The sequence below is a fragment of the Mesorhizobium sp. B2-5-4 genome, from assembly GCF_006441095.1.
Taxonomy (GTDB): Bacteria; Pseudomonadota; Alphaproteobacteria; order Rhizobiales; family Rhizobiaceae; genus Mesorhizobium; species Mesorhizobium salmacidum.
Genome location: NZ_VFUR01000008.1, coordinates 240,161 through 265,687 on the forward strand (window position 1 = coordinate 240,161; position 25,527 = coordinate 265,687).

Consider the following 25,527-nt stretch of genomic DNA (forward strand, 5'->3'; position numbering starts at 1 on the left):
CAGCGCTTGAGGGTGGTGCGCTACTGTTTGCGAAGCGTTAGTTTTGAGTTAGAATTTCGTCAGGCGGGGAGAGCAAATGCAAAATGAAGATAAGGGCAAGACAAATAGAATCTCGCTCTTCGGTGGTTTCAGGATCGAAAATGCCACGGCGGATTCGCTCCGGCTGACAGGAAAACGAGGGCCTGCGATCATCGCTTATCTGTCCCGGTCTCCAGGCATGGCAGCGACACGGGAGAGACTGGCTGATCTATTCTGGAGTGACAGCGATAGCGAGCACTCCCGCAACAGTCTGCGGCAAACCCTCAGTATTCTGCGCCGGGATTTATCGCGGGCAGGCGTGAATCTTATCCATTCCCGCGGGGAATCGATTGGCCTCACGCCAGACGCGGTTCGGGTTGACGTGGACGAGTTCGAAGCAGGCCTCACGGCCCGTTCCGTGCCGGAGCTCGAAAAGGCCCTGGCGAACTACACCGGGCCGTTCCTCGACGGGTTTTATCTGGGAAGCGATGGGTTCGATGGCTGGGTCACATCCGAACGCGACAGATTGCTGAGCCGCGCACTTGAAGCTTTCGAAAAATTGGCCCGTCTCGTTGACGCGGAAACCGGAATCATACTGGTCGATCGCGTTCTCGTCATGGAGCCGACGCGGGAAGAGTCCTATCGGCTCAAGATGGAATTGCTGCTCGCGTCGGGTCAACGCGACAGGGCGATCAGGACATACGAAGTTTGCAAAAGCATTTTGAAGAAAGAGTTCGGGGTCGAGGTCGGCCCGGAGACGCGAGCGCTTTGGCAATCCATGCTGTCTGCCGACACGGCGTCGAATACACAGTCGGCAAATGCTGTTCCAGCCAACCAGCGCCACGGGCGCCCATCGATCAGCGTTGCCGACTTCATCAACCTGACCGGAAAGCAAGGCGACGACTTTTTCTCCAAGGGGCTCGTGCAGGACATCACCACGGCTCTTTCCGAAGTGGCTGACTACGTCGTGCTCTCCGCGCCGCCACCCGCGGAGAAAAGTGGTGCCGAAGGAACAAAGATCCCGGGAACGCTCCGCGCGCGATACGTGCTTAGCGGCAGCGTCCAGAGATCGGGCAATGGGCTGAGGGTGAATATCCAGCTTGTCGATGCCGCTGGCGGCCACAACGTCTGGGCCCAGAAGTTCGACGGGCACTCCGAGAATGCGCTCGAATTCCAGGACAGGATCGCACAGTCTGTTGTCTTGGCCGTGATCCTCGACCTTCAACTGACCAACTGGAAAGTCCGCGACAAGAGCCCGCCTGGTCCCCCCGAAGTGCGCAGGTTGGTGAACGAAGCTTTGATGAAGTACTTTGAGATGACCCGGGACTCGCTTTTGATCGGGCTAGAGCTTGCGGAGAAAGCTGTCTCGATAGGCGCCGACAACGCTCGTGCGAAGCGGACGCTCTCGATTACAATTTCAATGGGCGTGGCGTTCGGTTCGTTGCCCAGGGAGCCGGGCCAGATCGAGCGGGCGGTCGAGCTTGCGGCGGCGGCGGTACGGGCGGTGCCTGACGACGAAATTGCCCGCTGCATCCTGTCATTCGCGCTCGAAAGTTGTGGCCGCATCGACGAAGCGATCGCCGAATGTCAGCACGCGATCAGTCTCAATCCAAGCTATCCGACCGGCCACGGCGACATTTCGATGCTGTTTGCATTGCGCGGACAGGTAAACGAAGCAGTGCGTGAGGCGAACGAGGCAATCCGGCTCGGAACGCATGACGTCATCGATTTCTGGCGTCATCATGGCTTGGTTGTCGCACTGTTCGCGGGCGGCGACGATCGGCGGGCGCTCGAAGTCGCCCGCAGGGTGGTCAGGACAAAGCCGGGATTTGTTCGCGGTGCCCTTTACTGGGCCGCGTCCGCGTCGGCGACCGGAAACAACGAAGAAGCCTCACGGGCCATACACCATTGCCTGTCACAACTTCCTCATCTCAACCTGGGCAATGTCTGCCCCGGCTTTGTGCCGCGCTATGTGAAGGATCATCATCACGCGAGATTCCTTGAAATGTTGTCGAGAGCTGGCCTTCCTGCTTCCTGACGGAAGCTGGCAGGGCGGCGTGGACCCGGAGAAACCAGATCAAGCCCGCCTCCCCGCAAGCCTGCCACAAGCTTGTTGAGGCATGGTCATGGCTAAGGAAACCCGGCAAAAGGCGGACCTTCTTGGCGATTTCTCCACCCAGCGACATCGTGATGGATGTCGCCCGAGCTGCCGATCCGATGGATATCGAGGCTGCCCGCGCCGCGCTGACGAAGCGCGCCGGGAACGTCGCCGGCACGTTTTCGGTCGACACCGCGGCCTCGGTCGATGCCGGCTCGATCCTGTCGCGCGCGACGGCTGACAAGGCCGCGGCGACGGCCGACCCGGCCAAGAAATTCAAGAAGTTCGAGGCGATGGTCTTGCAGACCTTCATCCAGAACATGCTGCCCAAGGACACCGAGGGCGTCTACGGCACGGGTCTCGCCGGCGACATGTGGAAATCGCAGCTCGCCGAGCGCGTCGCCGACGCCATGGCCGATCGCGGCGGCATCGGCATCGCCAAGTCGCTGCTTGCCGACCACTACATGGACGGCAAGCGCACGGTACCGATCGGTCCGGTTTCGAATGGACCGGAAAAGACCGAGATCGACCAGCAGACCCGTCTGTCCACCTCGCTCGTCCAGGAATTGCAGCGCAAGGCCGCCAGGTCGATGACCGGCGACGAGACAACCATAAAAACAGACATCAAGATCTAGACTGGGAAACACCATGGCCGACTCTTCCGAATTCACCGCCAACCTGCCAGCGCGAGCAACCGCGTCGGACGCACCGACCCCGTTCGCGCGGCCTGGAAACCTTGCCGCCATCATCGGCCGCATCGAGGAGGTGGTCGAGGAAGAGACCGCCGGCATCCGCAGCGATACAAGCTATGACCTCAAGGCGTCGAACGCCCGCAAGAGCCGCTATCTCTACGAGCTGACCCGCGCCATGAAGGGCGGCAGCGAGGCCGAATTCCTCGAGCAGCACCGCGAGGGCCTGACCCGGCTGCGCCAGAAGCTGGCGAAGAACGAGGCCGCGATCCTGGCGCATCTGAGCGCCGTGAACGAGGTTGCCGGCCTGCTGCGCAGCGCCATCCAGCGCGCCGAAACCGACGGCACCTACTCCGCCGGCGAGTTCGGCAGGCAGAAGGGTTAGAGCGCGGCGATGCCGGGCTCGGGTTCAAAATGATCAAGGTCATCGCCATAGCGGTCTGGATCTGCGCCGCCACGCTCGGCGCGGTGTTCTATTCGTTCCAGGCCGCTGGCGAACGCGGCGTAGGCGAGAAACCCAAGCCGATGCTGGGCGGGCTGGACTACGTCAAGACCGACGTCATTTCGGTGCCGCTGATCCACGACTCCAAGATCGACGGCTACTTCCTGGCCAAGCTCGTCTATACCGTCGAGCCGGAACAGATAAAGAAGCTGTCGATCCCAGCCGAGGCGCTGATTACAGACGAGGTCTACAGTTATCTCTACGCCCACCCCCAGATCGACTTCAGCAAGAAGGCGACGGTCGACCTCGACGCCTTTCGCGCCGCCATCCGCGACACGATCAACACACGTGTCGGCGCAACCCTGGTGCATGAGGTCCTGATCGATCAGGTCAATTTCCTGAGCAAGGATGAGATCCGCGACAACTGGCTGCGCCGACGGCAGGATGCCAGCACCCCTGCGCCCGCGACGCCTAAGCCGGTCAGCGCGCATTGAACTATCGGCCCGGTGCCGGTGGTCCCGATAGCAGTCGGCGTCGGGGCCGATTCCTGCAATTCGCGTTGACGTAAACGTCAATCCAAAGCTATATGCGGCAGCGATCGTGATCGCCAGTGATGCCGCATGGACTTCGGCTGGACCGAAGTGCCGTTGCGCGACAGAATGCAACCAGACAGGAGAACAGCGTGAGCGTTCAGGAGATTGCCGAGAAGATCAAGTCGCGCGTGGCCAGCAGCGGGTTCGATCGTTCCGTGAAATTCGACACCGGCAGCGACGGCGTCATCGTCATCGACGGCGCAACCGTCTCGACCACGGACGCTCCCGCCGACTGCACCATCAAGCTGTCGCTCGACGATCTGGATTCGCTGATCGCGGGCGACCTGAACCCGACCATGGCGTTCATGACCGGCAAGATAAAGGTCGAAGGCGACATGACCGTCGCCATGGCGCTGAGCCAGTTGATCGGCTGAACGGACGCGGCCGCCAGAAGCGGCTTTAGGTGATAAAAACGCCGCCTTTTCAGGCGGCGTTTTGTTTGAAGGGCAAGTCGCGCTTAAGCCTCACGCGCCAGGATCGGCGCCTGTGCCTTTAGCTTGCGGCCGGACGCCTTCAGCGTGCCCTCGGCGCCGTCGAGCGCGCCCTCCACCAGTTCCAGCGCCAGCAGGCGGTGCCGCTCGTAAGGTCCCGGCATGGCGAGCGCACCGGTCCTGGCGGCCGAAAAGCCGAAGCGGCCATAATAGGGCTCGTCGCCGACCAGCAGGATCGCCGCGTGGCCGAGGCGCGCGGCTTCCGCGATGGCATGGCGCATCAGCGCCGAACCGATGCCGGCACTCTTGAGCGACGGGTCGACGGCGAGCGGGCCAAGCAGCAGCGCCGGACCGCCCTCGCCCAGCGTGACGTCCCATAGCCGCACCGTGCCGGCCAAGCCGCCCGAGGCATCGCGCGCGACGAAGGCCAGCCCCTCCGAGGGCCGGCGGCCGCGCCGCAACTTCTCCGACGATTTGGTCTTGCGCTTCGGCCCCATGGCCTCGTCGAGCAGTGCCTCGCGCGCTGCAAGGTCGGCCGAGGTCTCTGCGACGACGCTAATCTCCTCCCTTGAGGGGGAGATGTCGCCGAAGGTGACAGAAGGGGTCGGTGCGCGCAGAGCGCCGGCGCGAAGAGAGGCCGCAGCAGTGGAGGAGACCCCCTCTGGCCTGGCGGCCGTCTCCCCCTCGAGGGGGGAGATCAGCCAATCGCGCTGTCCAGCTTCAACAATGAAATTCGCAACGTCCATTTCCGCAATCCTTCACGAGCGGATATCTGTTCCACAGGCGAGCCGGTGCGGACGATCGCTTCGCCCGCGCCGGATGATCTGAACAGCTCTAACGAGCCGTCAGATCACGTAGGATCGGAGAGGCTCGAAGCCGTTGAAGGCGACCGCCGAGTAGGTGGTCGTGTAGGCGCCGGTGCCTTCGATCAGCACCTCGTCGCCAATGGTCAGCGACAGGGGCAGCGGATACGGCGTCTTCTCGTACATCACGTCGGCCGAATCGCAGGTCGGGCCGGCGAGCACGCAAGGCGCGGTCTCGGTGCCGTCATGCGCGGTGACGATCGGGTAGCGGATCGCCTCGTCCATCGTCTCGGCCAGACCGCCGAACTTGCCGATGTCGAGGAACACCCAGCGCACATTGTCGTTGTCGGCCTTCTTCGAGATCAGCACGACTTCCGACTTGATGACGCCGGCATTGCCGACCATGCCGCGGCCTGGCTCGATGATGGTCTCGGGAATGGCGTTGCCGAAATGCTTGCGCAGCGCCGAGAAGATCGCCTGGCCATAGGCCTGCGCCGCCGGCACGTCACGCAAATAGCGCGTCGGGAAGCCGCCGCCCATATTGACCATCTTGAGCACGATGCCTTCTTCGGCGAGCGTCGCGAACACCTTCTTGGCGTCGGCCAGAGCACGGTCCCATGCGGTCAGGTCGGTCTGCTGCGAGCCGACATGGAACGACACGCCATGGGCATCAAGGCCGAGACCCTTGGCATGGCGCAGCACGTCGACGGCCATCGCTGGCACGCAGCCGAACTTGCGCGACAGCGGCCATTCGGCGCCTTCGCCATCGGTCAGCACGCGGCAGAACACGCGGGCGCCTGGAGCGGCGCGGGCGATCTTCTCGACCTCCTCGACGCAGTCGACCGCGAACAGCTTGATGCCGAGCTGGTAGGCGCGTGCGATATCACGCTCCTTCTTGATGGTGTTGCCGAAGGAGATGCGGTCCGCCGGCGCACCGGCGTCCATCGCCATCTCGACTTCGGCAACGGAAGCGGTGTCGAAGGACGAGCCCATCGCAGCAAGCAGGCGCAGGATTTCCGGCGCCGGGTTTGCTTTCACCGCATAGTAGATCCTGGAATCGGGCAGAGCCTTCTCGAAGGCGCGGAAATTGTCGCGCACGACATCGAGGTCGACGACGAGGCAGGGGCCGGACGGACGTCGGGTGGCGAGGAAGTCGAGGATGCGCTGTGTAGCCATCGGGTTTCTCCATCGCGCCTTTCGGCGCGCACAGGGGTGCGGACACGGGCTTTCGGCCTCGCGAACACGCGGTCAAACAAAGGCGGGACGGAAAATCCATGGAACCAGCCGGTGGAGACCCCGGAACCATGAAACGCCGTCTCGCGGCGATGAACCTTGGCCTTGCCCGGCTTCGGTTCGCTTTGTCTGCCTTGGCTTGGATTGGGAGAACCCCGTTCCGCACTGCCGGCAATGAAGGTGTGCCTCTTCAGTAACCCCGGTCTTTGGACAACCGGCAGAGAACCAGAAAGGCCCGCACCGTCGTTGCTTCAAGGTGTCCTCGGTCTGGCGGTTGGCCGCTAAACCGACTGGAGGGGTTGGCTCCAGTTACCTTACCGATTTCCCTCACCATTCGAGGATCGGCGGACACCCACAGGCACGTGCGACTTTGGGCAAGCGCGATATAGGGGCGAAGCATTTCACAATCAATAAAAATCGTATCCCAGGTTGTAAAATATCTGGCATCGAACAATGTTGGCGCAACCGTATCCGGATATCGAACGATGACAGGCACGCACGGCCCCTTCAACGCCTTTCTCGATCTTCGCCAGATACCGGTGGCGCATGCCGAGCTTGGGCCCCTGGCCGGCCTGCGGCTGGCGGTCAAGGACATTTACGATGTTGCCGGCTATCGCACCGGTTGCGGCAATTTGCGGAAATTCGCCGAAGGCCACGCCGCTTCGCGCACGGCACCCGCCGTGCAGATGATTCTCGACGCGGGCGCGCGTTTCGTCGGCAAGACCCAGACCGACGAGCTCGCCTTCGCTCTGTTCGGCCAGAATGCGCATTTTCCGTTTCCAGCGAATCCCGCGGCTCCCGACCGCGTCACCGGAGGCTCGTCGTCCGGGTCGGCGGCCGCGGTGGCGGGTAGGCTGGTCGACATCGCCACGGGGTCCGACACCGGTGGTTCGATCCGCGCGCCGGCGAGTTTCTGCGGGCTGATCGGGCTCCGCACCACGCATGGCCGCATTTCCCTCGAGGGCACCATGCCGTTGGCGCCGAGTTTCGACACGTTCGGCTGGTTCGCCGACGGCATCGAAACCTACGAGACAGTCGGCAAGCTGCTGCTCGGCCGCGACCCGCACCCGCATGCGCTCGACCGCCCGCTGACGCTCGGCTGGCTGGACGAAATGGTCGCCCGGCCGGCACTCGCAGAATATGCGGGAATGAAGGCGCTGGCGAGCGCGGTTTTCGGCACGCCGGCGACGCCGACGACGTGCTTCAGCTCTCCCCCGGATGAACTCTACTGGTGCTTTCGCCGGCTGCAGGCCAGCGAGGCCTGGACGGTGCATGGCGAATGGATCACCAGCGGCGAGCGCGATCTTGGCCCCGGGGTCGAGGAGCGTTTCGGCTTCGGCCGTGCCGTCGACGACCGGACGGCACAGGCCGAAAAAGTGCGCCGGCTGACCTTTCGCGGCGAATTGAGTGCCCTGCTCGGCAAGGACGGCTTCCTTGTCCTGCCGACGGTGCCAGGCCCGGCGCCTTACGTCGACAGCACACCCGAGCAGTTCCAGGCCTATCGCGAGCGCGCCTTGCATCTTCTGTGCCTGGCCGGGCTCTCCGGCTTTCCCCAAATCACCTTGCCGATCGGCTCGGTCGCCGGCGCTCCTTTCGGCCTGTCGCTGCTTGGCCCTTCCGGCAGCGACATAGCCCTGATACGGCTCGGCCGAAAACTTCTCGACGCAGCACAAAGAGCCTGAACAATGGATACACTGACCCGCATGCGCGCCTTCATCGATGTCGTCGAGGCCGAGGGCTTTTCGGCGGCAGCGCGCAAAATCGGCCGCTCCAAGGCGCTGCTGTCGAAATATGTGCGCGAGCTGGAGGACGAACTCGGTGCGCTGCTGCTCAACCGCACCACGCGCCAGTTCTCGATGACCGAGGCCGGCCACACCTACTACCGTCGCGCCTCGGAGATCGTGCGCGAGGTCGACAGCCTGGCCGACGCCGTGCGCGAGTCCTCGGGCGATGTGCGCGGCCGGATCAAGCTGTCGGCGCCGCGCACTTTCGCCGACGCGCCGATCGGCCAGTCGCTGATCGACTTCGCCAAGCAATATCCCGACATCGTGCTCGACATCCAGCTCGACGACCGCTTCGTCGATCTGGTCGAGGAAGGCTTCGACCTCGCGGTGCGCATCTCGCGGCTGGAGAATTCGTCGCTGATCGCCAGACGGCTGGCGCCGTTTTCGATCAAGCTCTGCGGCTCTCCCGAACTGATCGCCAGGCATGGCATGCCGACACGGCCCCAGGATCTCGGCCACATGCCCTGCATCGTCGACACCAATGGCCGCGGCCTGAACAACTGGCCGTTCAAGGGCGACAATGGTGATCCGGTGAGCATCGCCGTGTCGGGCCCGATCGAAGTCAACAGCCCGATGGCGGCGCGCGCCGCGGCCTTGTCGGGGCTTGGATTCTGCATCCTGCCGGATTTCATCGCCGCGCCCGACCTCAAGAGCGGCCAATTGATGGCGGTGCTCGACGACCGCATCCTGTCGGGCGGCGGCATCTTCGCCGTCTATCCACACCGCCGCTATCTGCCGGCGAAGGTGCGCGTTTTCGTCGATTTCCTGGTGCAGTGGTTCAGGACCCGCGAGAGCGCCTGACCCCGCTTCAGCGTGCGTGTCGTCGTCCCAAAACCGCGTCGCACTTTGGGCGACACGCACTGGCGGTCCCAATTTCGCCCCCTTTCTGGTAACCTTCGACAACTCTCTCCGAAAGCCAAGGGAATCGCGACCGCGAATGCATTTGAAACGGCACGCAATCATGCTGGCTTCGGCCTTGGCGGCGACCTTTGCCGCGACAGGACCCGCCCAGGTGCATCCGCACGTCTTCGCCGAGGCACGCCTCGACGTGATCCTCTCCCCGGATCACCAAAGTGTGAAAGCGTTGCGTCATCTGTGGCGCTTCGACGACCTGTTTTCGAGTACGGTGATGATGGAGTTCGACAAGAACTCCGACCTGAAGCTTGACGACAAGGAGCTGAAGGAGGTCGCCGATACCGTTCATGCCTCGCTGGCCGAGTTCAATTATTTCCAGCTCGTCACGCAGAACGGCAAGGACGTGACGATGGTGCCGCCGCCGCATCTGATGGCCAATTTCGATAACGATCAGTTGATCATCCTGTTCGAGTCCGAACCCAAGGTGCCGATCAAGCTGACCGGCACGATCGACATCGGCGTCTACGATCCGACCTTCTACACGGCGATCGACTTCACCGAGGATTCCAACATCACGGTTGAAGGCTTGCCGTCGAATTGCACGAGCAAGGTCGTCCGGCCGGACCCTGACGAGGCGATCAAGGAAAACCAGAAGACCCTGACGGATGCTTTCTTCAACGATCCGACAGGCACCGATATGAGCAAGATCTTTGCCACCAAGCTCGAACTGACCTGCCAGCCAGAAGGATAGATCCGGTGAACCTGATCGGGAACTGTTCGAAACCGTCCTTGCGTTTGGCATTCGGCCTGATGGCCCTCACCTTTGCCGTGATGCATTTCGCCAATGCCGCGCACGCCCAGAGTTCGCTCGGCATCGGCGTCAATGACGGCATGGCGCCGACCACCGGTCCGTTCGCCCATATCCTGATGTGGATCAATCTCAGGCAGCAGGAATTCTATCGCGCGCTGGCGACAGCCATGAAGGCGATGCGCCAGGACAACAGCAAGCTCTGGGTGCTCATCGGCCTGTCCTTCGCCTATGGCATTTTCCATGCCGCCGGCCCCGGCCACGGCAAGGCGGTGATCTCCTCCTACATGGTGGCAAACGAAGTGGCGCTGAAGCGCGGCATCCTGTTGTCCTTCGTCTCGGCGCTGCTGCAGGGCCTGACGGCGATCCTGGTGATGCTGCTTGCCTATTTCGTCCTGCGCGGCACCACCATCTCGATGACCGATGCGGCCTGGTTCATGGAGATCATGAGCTTTGCCCTGGTCACCCTCTTTGGCGCCTGGCTTTTGTGGCGCAAGCTCGGTCCAGCCGTCCTGCGCCTGTTTGGCAAGGGGCCGGCCTACAGCCTGTCCGCGGCTCACGCAGGTCATTCCCACGCGGGCCATTCTCATGTCGGCGGCCATTCGCATGGCGCCCACGACCATGCTGCGCACGCACATTCCCATGCACTTCACGCGCATGACGATCGTGATCATGCGCATGGCCATTCGCACGATCATCACGACCATGGCGCGCACGATCATGCGCATCACGACCACGCCGGCGGCGAGGTCTGCGAAACCTGCGGCCACTCGCATGCGCCCGATCCGGCGATGCTGTCCGGCGACCGCTTCGATTGGCGCACGGCCTGGTCGGCGGTGGCGGCGGTCGGCATCCGCCCCTGCTCCGGCGCGCTGATCGTGCTGAGCTTCGCACTTCTCAACGGGCTTTGGCTCGGCGGCCTGCTGTCGGTGCTGGCGATGTCGATTGGAACCGCCATCACCGTCTCGGCGCTGGCGACGCTGGCCGTGACAGCCAAGAACTGGGCGGTGTATTTCGCGGGCGGCGGCCGCATGGGTAACCGCATCCACTCGATCGTCGAGATCGGCGGCGCGGCCTTCGTGTTCCTGTTTGGATTGTTACTGCTGTCGGCCAGCTTGGCGAGCGGCGGGTAGACCCATCCAACCCATTGGAACGGGATAGCCGCCGCAACGCCTAACCGGCGATCTTGCCGCCCAGCTCATCCTCGATATGAACGCGGATGATCTCATCAAAACTTTTCTCGGCACTAAAGCCAAGCTCCCTTGACCGCCGCGCCTCGAACCGGGTCGGCCAGCCCTTGACGATCGCCCAGATTGTCTCGTCGGGCACCTCGCGGATTAAGCTTGCCGCCTTCGATCCGGCGATGCGTTCCAGCGCCTCGATCTGCTCGCCGACGGTGACGGCGACGCCCGGCATCGTCAGGTTGCGGCGCGGCCCGACGGCGGCACCGTCGATGCCAGCCGCGTGGATCAGGAAATTCACCGCCGAACGCGGGCTGGCATGGGTGTGCAGCACCGAGCGCGGCACCGGCAGGATCGCCTCCTGCCCGCTCAGCGGTTCGCGGATAATGCCGGAGAAGAAGCCAGAGGCCGCCTTGTTCGGCTTGCCCGGCCGCACGCAGATCGTCGGCAGCCGGATGCCGATGCCATCGAAGAAGCCGCGCCTTGAATAATCGGCGAGCAGCGCTTCGCTCATCTGCTTCTGCGTGCCGTAGGAGGTCAGCGGCGTCGGGTGGAATTCGTCCGGAATGACATCCGGGAACGGCGCGCCGAACACCGCGATCGACGAGGTGAAGACGACGCGCGGCGCGAACCCCGCCAGGCGGATGGCGTCGAACAGCGCGCGCGTGCCGTCGAGGTTGACGCGGTAGCCGAGTTCGAAATTCGCTTCCGCCTCACCCGACACGATGCCGGCGAGGTGGAAGACGACATCGGGCCGCGACGCAACCAGGCCTTCCGCGGCGCCTGCTTCGGCAAGGTCACCCGTGTGCGGTGCGACGCTGACGCCGGCCATGGCTGGCGCCTGCGGCGGCACGATGTCGTGCAGATCGAGCGCGGTGATCTTCTTGCCGCGCAGCGTGCCGTCCTTGGCCAGCCGGGCGATGAGCTTGCGGCCGACCATGCCCGCCGCGCCAGTGATCAGAATGCGCATGTCCGATATCCCTTACTTGTGTCGATTTTTGCGCTGGCTACGCGCGCGCAGCCAGAACACCAAGAAGAACGCCAGCACGAAGGCGGTGCCGAAGATACCCGCCAGCACGGTCGAATAGTTGCCGAGTGCCAACATCACGGTCGGCAGGTAGAAAGCGGCAATACCGAACAGAAGCATGATCCAGACCGCCGCGATGGCCGCATTGCGCGTGTCGCGGTCCATCATGCCGCACCGGACCGGCGATCGTTCATCGGGCTGAGTTTCAAAGCTGGAGAACTCCTGAGGCAGGTCCGGTCAATGATCATTGATCGGGCCTAGTGATAGTGGCCGTGATGCGGAGCCGCATCGTGCTCATGCTTATGGTCGTGGCCGTCGCCATCGTCGGCGCAGTGGCCGAATTCCGGTTCCACGGTGGCATGGCTGATGCCGTGCTCGCTGGCAAGCCGCTTCTTGATGGCGCTGACCGCCTGATGCGCATCGACGCCCTGGTCAAGGCAGGCATGCAGCGTCGCCATGCTGCTCGTGCCGTCGATCGACCAGATATGCATATGGTGCACTTCGCGCACGCCCTTGACCGTTGCCTGGATATCCCCGGCAATCAGGTCGCGATCGAGGCTTGGCGGCACGCCTTCGAGCAGGACGTGGGCGGCGGCGCGCATCAGCGACCAGGCGGTGGACAGGATCAGCAGCGAGACCAGCACGGACAGGATCGGGTCGATCGGCGTCCAGCCGGTCGCCAGGATGACCAGTGCCGCCACGATCGCGGCGGCAGAGCCGAGCAGATCGCCAAGCACATGCAGGATGGCGCCGCGCATGTTGAGGTTGTCTCGATCGCCGCCATGCAGCACCAGGAAGGAGCCTATATTGACCAGCAGGCCGAGGATCGCCACCACCAGCATCGGACCGCCCAGCACCGGTGCAGGTGTCAGCAGGCGATTCCATGCCTCGTAGACGATCCACAGCGCGATGACGAAGATGGCGATGCCGTTGGTGTAAGCCACCAGCGTCTTGACCCGGCCGAAGCCGTAGGTGAGCTGGCCGGTCGCCGGCCGGCCTGCCAGATGGAAGGCATACCAGGCCAGGCCGAGCGCAATGGCGTCGGCGAGCATGTGGCCGGCATCGGCCAGCAGCGCCAGCGACCCCGTAAACAGGCCGCCGAGCGCCTCGGCGACCATGAAGCCGGCGGTAAGGCAAGCCGCGATCAGCACGCGCTTCTTGTCGGTCGAACCATGCACATGGCCGGCGCCGTGGTCATGCCCGCCGTGGTCGTGCCCGCTGTGGTCGTGGGTATGCGCCAAATGGCAAACTCCCGCTAGGCGCCGAATTCCGCGCGAAAATCCTCCAGGCGGCGCTTCTGCTGGCCATCGGCGTCGAAGTTGGCTGGATCGAGCCAGGCTTCATAAGCCTTGCGCAGAGCCGGCCATTCCTTGTCGATGATCGAATACCACGCGGTGTCGCGGTTTTCACCCTTGACGATGAGATGCTGGCGGAAAATGCCCTCGAATTTAAAGCCGAACCGTTCCGCCGCGCGCTTCGACGGCTCGTTGCGGTTGTTGCACTTCCATTCGTAGCGGCGATAGCCGAGTTCGTCGAAGATGTATTTCATGAACAGGAACTGCGCTTCCGTCGTCGCCGGCTTGCGCGAGATGAGCGGTCCCCAGTAGATGTTGCCGATCTCGATGACGCCATAGGCCGGATCGATGCGCATCAGCGTTTGGCGTCCCGCGATCTTGCCGCTGGCCTTGTCGATGACCGCGAAGAACAGTGGATCCTCGCTGGCCTCCACCTTGTCCAGCCAGGGCTGGAAGGCGGCGCGGGTTTCCGGCGGATAATCGGGTAGCCAGGCGAAGCGGCCGTCGACATCGGCGACGGCCGAGGCTTCATAGAGGCCGTCGCCGTGCTTCGCGGCACTCAGCGGCTCGAGCCTGACATAGCGGCCCTCCAGCACCTTGTGCTCCGGGCACGGACGCGGTTGCCAGTCTTTGAGATTTTCCGACACCGAAAGCTCCAATCCGTTGACATTTGCGAGCGGACGCTCACAAAAACGCTGCCGCACAGTAAGAACCACAGGGACGGGAAAAATGCTCCACACGATTTCGGCCTTCGACCGTCTCGGCGAGGAAAATGCGTTCGCGGTGCTGGCGCGAGCAACGGCACTTGCCCAGCAGGGCCGCGACATCGTCAACCTCGGCATCGGCCAGCCAGACTTCAAGACGCCGCAGCACATCGTAGAGGCGGCGATCAAGGCGTTGCGTGACGGCCACCATGGCTACACGCCGGCCAACGGCCTTTTGGCGACGCGCGAGGCGGTGGTGCGCCGCACGCTGACCACCACCGGCGTCGAGGTCTCGCCCGAGGCGGTGATGATCATGCCCGGCGGCAAGCCGACCATGTTCGCCGCCATCCTGATGTTCGGCGAACCGGGCGCCGAGATCCTTTATCCCGACCCCGGCTTTCCCATCTACCGCTCGATGATCGAATTCACCGGTGCGACCCCCATTCCCGTGCCGATGCGCGAGGGGAACGGCTTCGCCTTCTCGGCGCAAGAGACGCTGGCGCTGATCACGCCGAAGACCAAGCTCCTGATCCTCAACTCGCCGGCCAACCCGACCGGTGGCGTCACGCTCCGGGCCGAGATTGAAAAACTGGTCAAGGGGCTGGAGAAGCACCCAGACGTCGCCATCCTCTCCGACGAGATCTACGACGTCATGACCTATGACGGCGAGACGCATTGCTCGCTGCTCGGCTTTCCCGAGATCCGCGACCGGCTGATCGTGCTCAACGGCTGGTCGAAGACCTGGGCGATGACCGGCTGGCGCATGGGCTGGTCGATCTGGCCGAACGGCGACAAGGGCGGCCATCTCTACGACAAGGTACGCAAGCTGGCGGTCAATTGCTGGTCCTGCGTCAACGCGCCGAGCCAGTTCGCCGGCATCGCCGCGATCGACGGCCCGCAGGACGACGTCGACAAGATGATGCGCGCCTTCGACAACCGCCGGAAGATCGTGGTCGAAGGCCTGAACGCCCTGCCAAACGTCTCCTGCATTACGCCCAAGGGTGCGTTCTATGCCTTCCCAAATGTCTCGAAGACCGGTTGGAAAGCGAAGAAACTCGCCTCGGCCCTGCTTGACGAAGCCGGCGTGGCGCTGATCGGCGGTCCCGATTTCGGCATTCTTGGCGAAGGGTACATCAGGCTCTCCTATGCCAATTCCGAGGAGAACATTTTGCGGGCGCTGGAGCGGATCGGAACGTTTCTGGCGAAGTGAGCCGACGGGCTCTTTCCAGGACAGTCACGACAAGAGAGGTGACATCGGATGTTCTATGCAATTCTCGCCTATCATGTGGAAGACGCGATCAAGGCGCTGACGCCGCAGGAAGATGCGGCGCTGATGGCAGAGTTGCTCAAGATCCATGACGGGCTCTACGCGGACGGCAGCCTTGGCCCGTCGGCGCGGCTGGGCGAGACACGATCGGCCTTCACCTTGCGCGGGCCAGGCGAGGGGACCGTCATTGATGGGCCGTTCGCCGAGACCAAGGAACAGCTTCTTGGTCTCTACGTCGTCGACTGCGCCACGCGCGACGACGCCATCGCCATCGCGCGCGACCTGCGCCGTGTCAATCCGACCGCCGTCTACGAGATCCGTCCTATCGCGCTCTATCTGCCTGGCGCACCGTTGGGGGGCGCCTGATCAGCCGCGGCCCACGAACGGCATCTTGGTGGCCATCACCGTCATGAACAGCACATTGGCGTCGAGCGGCAGGCTGGCCATGTGGACGACGGCGTCGGCAACGCGCTGGACGTCCATCACCGCCTCGGCGGCGATCGAGCCATTGGCCTGCGGCACACCCACGGTCATCGGCTGCGCCATGTCGGTCAGCGCATTGCCGATGTCGATCTGGCCGCAGGCGATGTCAAAGGGGCGGCCATCCAGCGCCAGCGTCTTGGTCAGCCCGGTGATGGCGTGCTTGGTCGCCGTATAGGGCACGGAGCCCGGGCGCGGCGCATAAGCCGACACCGAGCCGTTGTTGATGATGCGGCCACCCATCGGCTTCTGCTTGCGCATGGCGCCGAAGGCGGCGCGCGCGCAAAGGAAAGATCCCGTGAGATTGACGCCGACGATATCGTTCCACACCTCGACCGGGATCTCGTCGATGGGCGTCGACTTGTAGCCCATGCCGGCATTGTTGAAGAGCAGGTCGACGCGGCCGAAAGCCTCCGCCACCGTCTCGAACAGATCGTCGACCTCGCCGGCCTTGCTGATGTCGCAGGAAACCGCCAAAGCCCTGGCGTCGGTCGGGCCGATCTCGGCGATCGCGGCATCCAGCACCGGCTTGCGACGCCCGCAGAACACCGTGTTCCAGCCCGCCTTGAGCAATGCCGTGGCGACGCTCTTGCCGATCCCGGTGCCGGCGCCGGTGACGATGGCGGTTTTTTGCTCGGTCATGGCAGTTGTCCTCCGGCAGCGCTGTGCATGCTCGCCTGATCTACAAGTTTGGTTCGGGTGGAGAAGGCATCGCAAATGATGGCGGCGATGGCAAGCGCGGCCACCGGGACATGCCCTCGAAAAGTGAAACCCGTTTCTTTGGAGGGAAGCCGGCGAGCGCCGACAAAAAGGGCGGTCATTGGCGACCGCCCTGATCTGAACCGGGCTTGGGAGGAGGAAAAGCCGATCCGACTGTGTAGAATGATGCGCTTCCTGAGTTAACGAAAGGTAAACGCCTCCAGGGCCCTCTGTGCCAATCCGGGCTACCTCTGCGGATTGGGTGACGTACCCTTGGCGGCGGGCACTTTCGCCGCCGAAACCGTCGCCTCGACATGGTCGATCAGCGCATCCGGCAGGCCAAGCCGCCCGGCAAGCAGGTCGAGATAACCGCGCTCGGCGCGGGTGTCGGGGTCGATGGTGAGGCGCGACGCCGTATAGAGCTCGAGCTTCTGCGCGTCGGTCCTGGCGCCGGCCACCAGCGTGTCGAGGTCGAGCGGGCTCTCCAGCTCCGCCATCAGGAATTTTTCCGCATCGGTGCCGATCCCGGCGAGGTTGAGCTTGCCGGCGATCTTCTGGCGTTCCTCGTCGTCGACATGGCCGTCGGCCTTGGCCGCCGAGATCATCGCCCGCACGAGGGTCAGCGTGAACTCATCCTCGCCTTGCGGCGCCTGCGACGGGTGGAAGGCGGTGTCCTTGGGTGGCGGCAACAATTCCGGCTCGCCGGCGGCAGGCGCCTGTTCCGGTGCGTTGCCGGCCTTGTAGTTCTGATAGGCCTTGTAGGCGAGACCGCCGATGGCGGCCAAGCCGCCGAGCTTCACCGCGGCACCCGTCACCTGCCGGCCGGCGCCGGTCCCAAGCAGCACGGCAGCCAGCGCACCGGCGGCCAGCGGATTGTCCTTGGCCATCTGCACCGCTTGCCCGGCCTTGTCGCGGACCGTGCCGCTGGTGCCGGGAATTTGCGAGCCGAGCAGATCGTCGAGAAGCTTCTTGGGATCGAACATCAATGCCTCCAGGATTTGCCCGGCCGAACGGGCAGGTTTCGACGCCGAAGACGTAGGTTCCAAAGCTTGACATTGCAATGACAGACGGCCCCGGTTTGCCCGGCCCCGCGCCTCCATCAGGATCCGATATGCGGTCCCCTGCCCCGGGCTTGCGCGAGCTCGACCTGCCGCTGGCGCTCTGCGTAGCGCTCGCGGTCTTCATCCGAGCGGGCGTCGAAGCAGTGCGGGCACGAAACCCCGGCGGCATATTTCGGCGACACCAGCTCGCTCTCCGTCAGCGGATGGCGGCACGCGCGGCAGAGTTCCGCGTCGCCCTCCGCGAGGCCGTGCGACACCGAAACCCGCTCGTCGAAGACGAAGCACTCGCCCTCCCACAGGCTCTGCTCCGCTGGAATCTCCTCGAGGTATTTGAGAATACCGCCCCTGAGGTGGAACACATCCTCGAAGCCGAGCGACTTCACATAAGCGGTCGCCTTTTCGCAGCGTATGCCGCCGGTGCAGAACATCGCCACCTTGCGCCCTTCGAGATCTGCCCGGTGCGCTTCCACCCAGGCCGGGAATTCGCGAAAGCTCGCCGTCGCCGGATCGACGGCGCCCTTGAAGGTGCCGATCGAGACCTCATAGGCGTTGCGCGTATCGATGACGATCGTATCGGGTTGCGAGATCAGCGCATTCCAGTCGCCTGGCTCCACATAGGTGCCCGCGCTTTTCGCCGGGTCGACGGTCTCGACACCCATGGTGACGATCTCGCGTTTCAGCCGCACCTTCATGCGATGGAACGGCATGGCCGCGGCACTGCTGTATTTGACCTCGAGACCCGACAGGCCGTGGATCGCTTCGATGTATTCGATGAGCGCGGCGATCGCTTCCTCGCTGCCCGCGACGGTGCCGTTGATGCCCTCATGCGCCAGGAGCAGCGTGCCCTTGATCCCGCGCCCGCAGCAGAAGGCCGCAAGCGGCGCGCGCAATGCCTCGAAAGCCTCAAGCCGGGCAAAGCGGTAGAGTGCAGCGACGCGGACTGGCTGGGATGGCGCGGGCAGAGTTGTCATCGCCAGAGGAACTAGACGCTCGTAGACGTCGATTCAAGGCGAAACGGGTCGGGCTGCTCGTCATGGCCTTGTCGGGAAAGAACCTTTAAGCTCGGCGACAATACGTGACATCGCGCCGCGACCGGTTTCGTGGACACGGCAATACCCGTCTGCTAATCGGTTGAAATTCGCTAGATGCGGCCCTCGACAAGGAGAGACAGATGCCCAGCAAGACCGAGAAACTCCTGTCGCTCCTGAATGGCCAGCCTGTCATTCCGGTGTTGAAGATCGCCAATGTAGCCGATGCGGTGCCGCTGGCCCGTGCTCTGGCGCGCGGCGGTTTGCCCGCGATCGAGATCACACTCAGGACCGCGGATGCGCTCGAAGCGATCCGTCGCGTGGCGGGCGAGGTCGAGGAGGCCATCGTCGGCGCCGGCACCATTCTGGACAGCAAGCAGTTCGACGAGGCAGCCGGTGCCGGTTCGCGCTTCATCGTCAACCCCGGCATCACCCGCGAGCTTCTGGCCGCCGCCGCCGGCAGCGAGGTTCCGCTGCTGCCCGGCGCCATCACGCCCGGCGAGATCATGACCGCGCGCGAAGCCGGCCTGCGCTTCCTGAAATTCTTCCCCGCCGAACAGTCCGGCGGAATCGCCTCGCTCAAGGCCTTCGCCTCGCCGCTGGCCGACGTCAAATTCTGCCCGACCGGCGGCATCACCGGCAAGAACGCCGCCGACTATCTCGCTTTGCCCAATGTCATCTGCGTCGGCGGCTCGTGGGTCGCGCCCGACGACATGGTCAAGGCCGGCAAGTGGGACGAGATCGAAGCGCTCGCACGCGCCGCCAGCAAACTCGCGAAATAACCTTTCCGGACGGCCCGAAAACCCGGCCGACTGGTGTCGACCGGGCCTCTTTGACCACTGGGGTGCGATCAGTTGCAGACCGTTGACCGTCTGCTTGGGATGGTGCCGCCAGCACGTCACGACCCTGGTGCGGCAGTGCTTCTCATCATGTGATCCTGCGGCATAAGGCACCACCTGCATCGCACCTCTGGACAGCAAAAAGCCGCGCGGGTCGCCCGGCGCGGCTTCAGCAATATTCCGGGCTGTTCGCTACTTCGTCTGGAAACGGGCGACCGACAGGAACTTGACGGCATTGCCGGTGAAACGGTTGGCGTCGGCCATCTGGTTGCCCGCCTGGAAGCCAGTCGTATAGACCTCGCTCGGCGGCGTATGCACGATGTTGTAGGCGTAACCCGGCGCGGTCGTCGCGCTCGAAACGGCGGCAACGTTTTCGCCGCTGGTCAGCGCCCAGCGGGCGGCCTGCGGAGCAGCGGCAACCACTACGGCCCTGGGGCCGGGTTTCTGGTCGCGGACGGTGGCCCTGGCTTCCTTGCGGGTCGTCTTCACACCAGCGCCGATCGCGGCGACCGGATCGGAACCGGCAGGACGGGCGGCAACAGCCTGGCGCGGCGAGGCCCCATCGACACCAGACGGATCGTTGAAGGCCGAACGCGGTTCTTCGGCCAACGAGGCCACCTGATATTCGTCGGCGGTGCCGACCTGGGCATTGGCCTGGTCGAGCACGGCCTTGACGGCGTCCAGCTTGGTCGGCTCGGGACGCGCTGTCGGCAGCACGGAGAACGCATCCGTCGCGGTCTTGCCCTGGTCAGCCGTTTCGGCCAGCGCCATCAGCACATCCTTGCTGGGCGGCGGTGCGAGGTCCGCCGGCAGCGAGCGCTCGGGGCGCCATGTCGGCAGTGGGATGTTGTTGACGGCGACCTGCGCCGGATCGGCGGCCGCGGCTTCCGCGATGGCTGCCGGATCGGACTTGCCGAAAGGCATGTTCGCCGGTGCCTGAGCCGTCGCCACTGCCTGTTCGGTGGTGGCCGTCGCATCCGCCGTGGCGAAGGGAACATTCTCAGGCGGCTGCGCGCCGACATCGGCCTTCGGCCGCGGCGCGAAATCGGGCAGCGGGATTTCCTTGGCCGGCAGCGCCGCGATAATCGTCTCCGGCGTGTTCTTCTCCGGTTCCGGAGCCTGCTCGTCGGCAACCTGCGGAATGTCGGCCCGTTGGGCATTCTCGGGGGCCACGATGGCGATGCCAGGCACGTTGCTGCTCTTGGCGGCGGCGGCCGGTTTCAGATTTCTAGCCTTGGGCGCAGGTGCGGCCGAAGCGGTCTCCACGTCGGCGCTGTCGTCGGCCTCGTCGTCGCCACCGCCGCCGAACAAGGCAGAGAGGAACCCGCCGGATTTCTTGCCGCTGCCGCCGGCGCTGGCCATCTCGATATTCGGTGTGCCGGAACCCTTGCGTGATTGATAGGAGGCCAGCGCCTGTTCATAGCCGGGCAGCGGCCGGCCATCGCTCGGCACATGCAGCGTCTTGCCATTGGGGAACAGGCTGACCAGTTCCTGGCGGCTGATGCCGGGCCAGTGGCGCACATTGCCGACATCCATGTGGACGAACGGCGAACCGGAGGTCGGGTAATAGCCGACGCCACCGCCCTGCATCTTGAGGCCGATGTTGCGCAGCTTCTTTAGCGGCACGCCGGGAATATAGAAATCCATCGCCTTGCCAAGCATATGCTGGCTCTTCTCGGCGACACCGCGGCTGCGGCTGCGCAGCATTGAATTGGTCGAGGGCGAGCGGTAGCCGCAGACGACCTGGATATAATCGGTGGCGCCGCTTTCGCGATAAGCCTCCCAGACCAGATCCAGCAGACGCGGGTCCATCTTGGTCGGCTCGTTGCGGCGCCAGTCGCGCAGGATGATGTTGATCTTCCTCAGGCCCTCGGGAACGTAGCGGCCATTGCGCTTGTAGACGATCTCCGCCTTCTCGTGCGTGTGGAGGTGGTAGAGCTTTAGCGAACGAACTTCGGCCTGGGCGCCCGTGGCGGCCGCGGCAACAAAACCAAATGCGACAATCACCGCCGCCAACCATCTCGGCCAGACGCTCAAATGATAGTGCCGCCCGTTTGTGAATCGTTCGATTCTGTTCAAATCAAAAGGCCTTGCAGGCTGCCGTTTGTCCCCGGATTTGCCCAAACGGACGTGTCGTTTTCACATCCGAATATCGATCCTAATGGTTAATCATCGCTTATTGAAGCCGAAATGCGGTAACACCGTGGCGATATCCCGTCAAAAATTGTCCGCGCGGTTTCTTGGTAAACCGCTGGTTTAGATCAGAATTCCGGCTTTGGCCGAACACGATCTGTTACCACTGGCCTCAATGCGTGAACAATACCCACATCGAGTGCCGCCTCCGGCCCGCGATAGTCCGGGAAGGCACTCTGCAGCCCACATAATGACGAGGGAAGCTGGTCCCGGCCTTGCGGTTCAGGATGCAAGCCTGTCGACGCGGCCGGTTTCCGGGTCGATACCGTATTCCTTGAGCTTGCGGTAAAGCGTCGAGCGGCCGATGCCGAGCCGGCGGGCGACCTCGCTCATCTGGCCGTTGTAGTGATCGATGGCGAGCTTGATCATTTCGAGTTCGACGTCGGCCAGCGCACGCACATTGCCGCGCTCGTCGAGCGCCCGCAGCGTGCCGAAGCGGGGCTGCGCCCCGGCCGGCTGCACAGTTGCCGGAGCGGTCTCGTCGGGCACGACGTCCTCGTCGTGCGGCGCCAGCGGCGGCGCAGCGCCGCTGGTTTCGAACGTGTCGTCCACCTCAAGATTGACAGTGCCTTCCACCTGCGCGCGGATCTGCGGGAAATCATCGGCCGTCAACACATCGCCTTCGCACAGCACCGATGCGCGGAAGACGGCGTTTTCGAGCTGCCGGATGTTGCCAGGCCAGTCATAGGCCTGCAGCACCGCAAGTGCCGCCGCCGAAATGCCTTTCAGCCGATGGCGCGGGTCCGCGGGCGCCATCTTTTCCATGAAATGCGTGACCAGATGGGGAATGTCGTCGCGGCGGTCACGCAGCGGCGGCACGAAGATCGGGTAGACGTTGAGCCGGTAGAACAGATCCTCGCGGAACTTGCCGTCCTTGACCTGCTGCAGGAGGTTGCGGTGCGTCGCTGAGATCAGCCGGATGTCGACCTTGACGGTCGAGCGGCCGCCGACCGGATCGACCTCGCCCTCCTGGACCGCGCGCAGCAGCTTGACCTGGACGTCGAGCGGCAGGTCCCCGATCTCGTCGAGGAACAGCGTGCCGGAATGCGCCTCGACGAATTTGCCGGTGTGCTTGTCGGTGGCGCCGGTGAACGAGCCTTTCTCGTGTCCGAACAGGATGGATTCCACCAGATTGTCGGGGATGGCGCCGCAATTGACGGTGACGAACGGTTTCGAGCGGCGGTCGCCGCTACCCTGGATGGCACGCGCCACCAGCTCCTTGCCGACGCCGGATTCGCCCTCGATTAGGATCGGGATGTTGGAGGCCGCCGCTTTCTGGCCGAGGCGTATCACCCTGTCCATGGCCGGACTGTGGGTGATCATGTCCCTGAAGGTCAGCAGCCCGCCGCGTTTGCGCGATGTGCGCTTGACCTCGCCCTCGACCGCCTCGACCTTGAGCGCATTGGAGATCGAGGCCTGCAGCCTGTCGGGCGAAGCGGGCTTGACGACGAAATCGAAAGCGCCGTGGCGCATCGCCGAAACCACGGTTTCGATGCCGCCCTGTGCGGTCTGCACGATGACGGGCACGCTGATGTCGCGCTCGCGCATCGCCTTCAGCACGCCGATCCCGTCGAGACCGGGCATGACAAGGTCGAGGATCACGACCGAGACGTCGCGGGCGCCAGGCCCGTCGAGGACTTCGAGGCCGGCAGCACCGCCATCGGCGATGATTGCGGTATGGCCGAACCGAGTCACCGCCGCCTCGAGCAGCCGCCGCTGCACGGGATCGTCATCGACTATGAGTATGGAACCTGTCATGACTGTCTTGGTTTGCCCGGGCCCGAATTCCCCATGGATCATCTTGGCACAGGGTTCTAAATAAGGTTTCAAAAAACCCGGTGAACGAATTCCTTAGGATTTGACCGGCTTCTCCATTCGCGTTGAGTCCGGCTCGGTAATTCCGGTCACTTGATTCAAAGAAGGTATGTCGATGCGCATGATGTTTGATCGGCGGATTGCGGCGCCAGCGTCCGGTCAGGGTGCGGCGGCCGGGCTTGGCGATCTGCCGGAGTGGAACCTCGCCGATCTTTATGCCGGCATGGAGGCGCCGGAACTGAAGCGCGACATTGCCAAAGCGGCCGCCGACGCCATCGTATTCGAGGCCCGCTGGAAAGGCACGCTAGCCGCCGAGGCCGGGCGCGGCAGCGCCGGCAGGCTGGGCGAGGCGCTTGCCGCCTACGAGGCACTCGAGGAACTGATCGGCCGCATCGTCTCCTATGCCGGCCTCGTCTATGCCGGCAACACCGCCGATCCGCAGCGCGCCAAGCTCTATGGCGACATCCAGGAGAAGATGACCGACGCCAGCGCGCATCTTCTGTTCTTCGCGCTCGAGCTGAACCTTATCGACGATGCGGCGATCGAAAGCGCGCTGGCCAGCGACCCCGCCTTCGGGCATTACCGCCCGTGGGTGCTCGATCTGCGCATGGACAAGCCTTATCAGCTCGAGGACCGCGTCGAGCAGCTTTTCCACGAAAAATCGATCACCGGGCGCGGCGCCTGGAACCGCCTGTTCGACGAGACGATGACCGATCTTCGCTTCGATGTCGACGGCGAGGAATTGACGCTGGAGCCAGCCCTCAACCGGCTGCAGGACGCCGATGGCGATGTTCGCCGGCGCGCCTCGGAGGCATTGGCCACGACCTTCCGCAAGAATTTGCGCACCTTCACGCTGATCACCAACACGCTGGCCAAGGACAAGGAAATTTCGGACCGCTGGCGCGGTTTCGAGGACATCGCCGATTCACGCCACCTCGCCAACCGCGTCGAGCGCGGCGTGGTCGATGCGCTCGCCATCGCGGTGCGCGAGGCCTATCCGCGCCTGTCGCACCGCTACTACGCCATGAAGGCGCGCTGGCTCGGCATGGAGGTGATGAACCACTGGGACCGCAACGCGCCCTTGCCGGAGACGCCGCAGGCGGTGATCGGCTGGGACGAGGCCAGGAACACCGTGCTGTCGGCCTATCACCGCTTCTCGCCCGAGATGGCCGAGATCGCGCGCACCTTCTTCGACCGCAACTGGATCGACGCGCCGGTGCGTCCGGGCAAGTCTCCCGGCGCCTTTGCCCACCCGACCGTGCCATCGGCTCACCCCTATGTGCTGCTCAACTACATGGGCAAGCCGCGCGATGTGATGACGCTGGCGCATGAACTCGGGCACGGCGTGCATCAGGTGCTGGCCGCCGGCCAGGGCGCGCTGATGGCCTCGACGCCGCTGACTCTGGCGGAGACGGCGTCCGTCTTCGGTGAGATGCTGACCTTCCGCTCGCTGCTCGAGCGGACCACCGACCGGCGCGAGCGCAAAGCCATGCTCGCCCAGAAGGTCGAGGACATGATCAACACGGTGGTACGCCAGATCGCCTTCTATGAATTCGAGCGCAAGGTGCATGCCGAGCGTCGCAACGGTGAATTGACATCCGACAGGCTCGGCCAGTTCTGGCTGGAGGTGCAAGCCGAGAGCCTGGGACCGGCGATCAAGTTGCGCGAGGGTTACGAGGTGTTCTGGACCTACATCCCTCATTTCATCCACTCGCCCTTCTACGTCTATGCCTATGCGTTCGGCGACTGTCTGGTGAATTCGCTCTATGCGGTCTACCAGAATGCCGAGCGCGGCTTTCAGGACAAATATTTCGAGATGCTGCGTGCCGGCGGCACCAAGCATCATTCTCAGCTTCTGGCGCCTTTCGGTCTCGACGCCACCGACCCCGCCTTCTGGCAGATCGGGCTCGCCGTGATCGGCGGCCTGATCGACGAACTGGAAACGCTGGACGATTGAGTCGCCTCTCGCCCGGCAAGAACAGTTTAGCCGGAATGCATGTTTGGGCCGCGCTATTCTTGGCCTAAATATTTGTTCTTGAAGAACTCTCCGGGAACGTTTTCCCATAGCTTTCCGCAAGCTCTATGGTAGCTTTCCCTTCAAGCTCAGCCGGAGCGCATGCGGATCGGCGAGGGAAAGTCCCGGCCGGCCGTGCGCCCAGGCGAACGCGACGACGGCCGTTGGCC

At 63.9% G+C, this 25,527-nt stretch carries 25 protein-coding genes; 13 read left to right on the forward strand and 12 right to left on the reverse strand.

Going from position 1 to position 25,527, the window contains the following annotated elements; translation table 11 throughout:
• The first annotated feature begins 76 nt into the window (after positions 1-76).
• The 5 genes from FJ492_RS13090 to FJ492_RS13110 all read left to right on the forward strand — a co-directional run bounded on the left by FJ492_RS13090 (position 77) and on the right by FJ492_RS13110 (position 4,214).
• Positions 77-2,056: a BTAD domain-containing putative transcriptional regulator gene (locus tag FJ492_RS13090; RefSeq protein ID WP_140770208.1), complete on the forward strand. Its 1,980-nt coding sequence runs from the start codon at positions 77-79 to the stop codon at positions 2,054-2,056.
• Positions 2,057-2,178: 122 nt separating this feature from the next.
• Positions 2,179-2,751: a rod-binding protein gene (locus tag FJ492_RS13095; RefSeq protein ID WP_181166649.1), complete on the forward strand. Its 573-nt coding sequence runs from the start codon at positions 2,179-2,181 to the stop codon at positions 2,749-2,751.
• A 13-nt stretch (positions 2,752-2,764) separates the two neighbouring features.
• Positions 2,765-3,190, forward strand: a complete 426-nt coding sequence (locus FJ492_RS13100; protein ID WP_027144780.1) for a hypothetical protein — start codon at positions 2,765-2,767, stop codon at positions 3,188-3,190.
• A 29-nt stretch (positions 3,191-3,219) separates the two neighbouring features.
• A complete protein-coding gene (locus FJ492_RS13105) occupies positions 3,220-3,741 on the forward strand; it encodes a hypothetical protein (RefSeq protein ID WP_140504183.1) in 522 nt (173 codons plus the stop codon).
• A 188-nt stretch (positions 3,742-3,929) separates the two neighbouring features.
• Positions 3,930-4,214 carry an SCP2 sterol-binding domain-containing protein gene (locus FJ492_RS13110; protein ID WP_027144782.1) on the forward strand — a complete coding sequence of 95 codons (285 nt, stop codon included), beginning with the start codon at positions 3,930-3,932 and terminating at the stop codon, positions 4,212-4,214.
• Positions 4,215-4,297: 83 nt separating this feature from the next.
• Here FJ492_RS13110 and FJ492_RS13115 read toward each other — a convergent pair whose 3' ends face one another.
• Together FJ492_RS13115 and odc2 are read right to left on the reverse strand one after the other, a co-directional pair.
• Positions 4,298-4,852 carry an N-acetyltransferase gene (locus FJ492_RS13115; RefSeq protein WP_140712824.1) on the reverse strand — a complete coding sequence of 185 codons (555 nt, stop codon included), beginning with the start codon at positions 4,850-4,852 and terminating at the stop codon, positions 4,298-4,300.
• Between the two features lie 264 nt (positions 4,853-5,116).
• Positions 5,117-6,250, reverse strand: coding sequence for an ornithine/lysine decarboxylase (odc2, locus tag FJ492_RS13120; protein WP_140504186.1), 1,134 nt, complete (start codon positions 6,248-6,250; stop codon positions 5,117-5,119).
• Between the two features lie 542 nt (positions 6,251-6,792).
• On the opposite strand from odc2, the gene FJ492_RS13125 reads away from it, so the two are divergent.
• The 4 genes from FJ492_RS13125 (at position 6,793) to FJ492_RS13140 (ending at position 10,887) form a co-directional block, all read left to right on the forward strand.
• On the forward strand, positions 6,793-7,989 hold the full coding sequence (locus FJ492_RS13125) for an amidase (RefSeq protein WP_140770210.1): 1,197 nt from the start codon (positions 6,793-6,795) through the stop codon (positions 7,987-7,989).
• Between the two features lie 3 nt (positions 7,990-7,992).
• Positions 7,993-8,892, forward strand: coding sequence for a LysR family transcriptional regulator (locus tag FJ492_RS13130; RefSeq protein WP_027144786.1), 900 nt, complete (start codon positions 7,993-7,995; stop codon positions 8,890-8,892).
• A 136-nt stretch (positions 8,893-9,028) separates the two neighbouring features.
• Entirely contained in the window at positions 9,029-9,697 is a 669-nt protein-coding gene (locus FJ492_RS13135) for a DUF1007 family protein (protein ID WP_140770212.1), read from the forward strand.
• Between the two features lie 14 nt (positions 9,698-9,711).
• Positions 9,712-10,887: a nickel/cobalt transporter gene (locus FJ492_RS13140; protein WP_140770267.1), complete on the forward strand. Its 1,176-nt coding sequence runs from the start codon at positions 9,712-9,714 to the stop codon at positions 10,885-10,887.
• Positions 10,888-10,927: 40 nt separating this feature from the next.
• Here FJ492_RS13140 and denD read toward each other — a convergent pair whose 3' ends face one another.
• The 4 genes from denD to FJ492_RS13160 form a co-directional block, all read right to left on the reverse strand.
• Positions 10,928-11,905 carry a D-erythronate dehydrogenase gene (gene denD / locus FJ492_RS13145; RefSeq protein WP_140770214.1) on the reverse strand — a complete coding sequence of 326 codons (978 nt, stop codon included), beginning with the start codon at positions 11,903-11,905 and terminating at the stop codon, positions 10,928-10,930.
• 12 nt (positions 11,906-11,917) lie between these two features.
• Entirely contained in the window at positions 11,918-12,130 is a 213-nt protein-coding gene (locus FJ492_RS13150) for a hypothetical protein (protein ID WP_140745392.1), read from the reverse strand.
• An 89-nt stretch (positions 12,131-12,219) separates the two neighbouring features.
• Complete coding sequence (locus tag FJ492_RS13155; RefSeq protein ID WP_140712760.1) at positions 12,220-13,203, reverse strand: cation diffusion facilitator family transporter; 984 nt, start codon at positions 13,201-13,203, stop codon at positions 12,220-12,222.
• Positions 13,204-13,217: 14 nt separating this feature from the next.
• Positions 13,218-13,904 (reverse strand): GNAT family protein, encoded by a 687-nt coding sequence (locus tag FJ492_RS13160; RefSeq protein WP_140770216.1) that lies wholly within the window; start codon positions 13,902-13,904, stop codon positions 13,218-13,220.
• 82 nt (positions 13,905-13,986) lie between these two features.
• On the opposite strand from FJ492_RS13160, the gene FJ492_RS13165 reads away from it, so the two are divergent.
• On the forward strand, positions 13,987-15,171 hold the full coding sequence (locus FJ492_RS13165) for a pyridoxal phosphate-dependent aminotransferase (RefSeq protein WP_140770218.1): 1,185 nt from the start codon (positions 13,987-13,989) through the stop codon (positions 15,169-15,171).
• A 48-nt stretch (positions 15,172-15,219) separates the two neighbouring features.
• A complete protein-coding gene (locus tag FJ492_RS13170; RefSeq protein ID WP_140770221.1) occupies positions 15,220-15,594 on the forward strand; it encodes a YciI family protein in 375 nt (124 codons plus the stop codon).
• Here FJ492_RS13170 and FJ492_RS13175 read toward each other — a convergent pair whose 3' ends face one another.
• From FJ492_RS13175 to FJ492_RS13190, 4 genes are all read right to left on the reverse strand, one after another.
• Positions 15,595-16,350, reverse strand: coding sequence for an SDR family oxidoreductase (locus tag FJ492_RS13175; RefSeq protein WP_140504205.1), 756 nt, complete (start codon positions 16,348-16,350; stop codon positions 15,595-15,597).
• A complete protein-coding gene (locus FJ492_RS13180; RefSeq protein WP_140745384.1) occupies positions 16,347-16,529 on the reverse strand; it encodes a hypothetical protein in 183 nt (60 codons plus the stop codon). The genes FJ492_RS13175 and FJ492_RS13180 overlap by 4 nt, the downstream gene beginning before the upstream one ends.
• Before the next feature lie 123 nt (positions 16,530-16,652).
• The gene (locus tag FJ492_RS13185) at positions 16,653-17,390 is read right to left on the reverse strand and encodes a tellurite resistance TerB family protein (RefSeq protein ID WP_140770223.1); all 738 of its coding nucleotides are present in this window, start codon (positions 17,388-17,390) and stop codon (positions 16,653-16,655) included.
• Between the two features lie 116 nt (positions 17,391-17,506).
• The gene (locus tag FJ492_RS13190; RefSeq protein ID WP_140770225.1) at positions 17,507-18,439 is read right to left on the reverse strand and encodes a rhodanese-related sulfurtransferase; all 933 of its coding nucleotides are present in this window, start codon (positions 18,437-18,439) and stop codon (positions 17,507-17,509) included.
• A 200-nt stretch (positions 18,440-18,639) separates the two neighbouring features.
• Between FJ492_RS13190 and FJ492_RS13195 the strand changes: the two genes are divergently transcribed.
• Positions 18,640-19,278, forward strand: coding sequence for a 2-dehydro-3-deoxy-phosphogluconate aldolase (locus tag FJ492_RS13195; protein ID WP_140770227.1), 639 nt, complete (start codon positions 18,640-18,642; stop codon positions 19,276-19,278).
• Between the two features lie 249 nt (positions 19,279-19,527).
• Here the strand turns inward: FJ492_RS13195 and FJ492_RS13200 are convergent, their stop codons facing one another.
• The gene (locus tag FJ492_RS13200; RefSeq protein WP_246676016.1) at positions 19,528-21,342 is read right to left on the reverse strand and encodes a DUF882 domain-containing protein; all 1,815 of its coding nucleotides are present in this window, start codon (positions 21,340-21,342) and stop codon (positions 19,528-19,530) included.
• Positions 21,343-21,750: 408 nt separating this feature from the next.
• Positions 21,751-23,286, reverse strand: coding sequence for a sigma-54 dependent transcriptional regulator (locus tag FJ492_RS13205; RefSeq protein ID WP_140712778.1), 1,536 nt, complete (start codon positions 23,284-23,286; stop codon positions 21,751-21,753).
• Between the two features lie 172 nt (positions 23,287-23,458).
• Between FJ492_RS13205 and FJ492_RS13210 the strand changes: the two genes are divergently transcribed.
• A complete protein-coding gene (locus FJ492_RS13210; protein WP_181166650.1) occupies positions 23,459-25,300 on the forward strand; it encodes a M3 family oligoendopeptidase in 1,842 nt (613 codons plus the stop codon).
• The last annotated feature ends 227 nt before the right edge of the window (positions 25,301-25,527 follow it).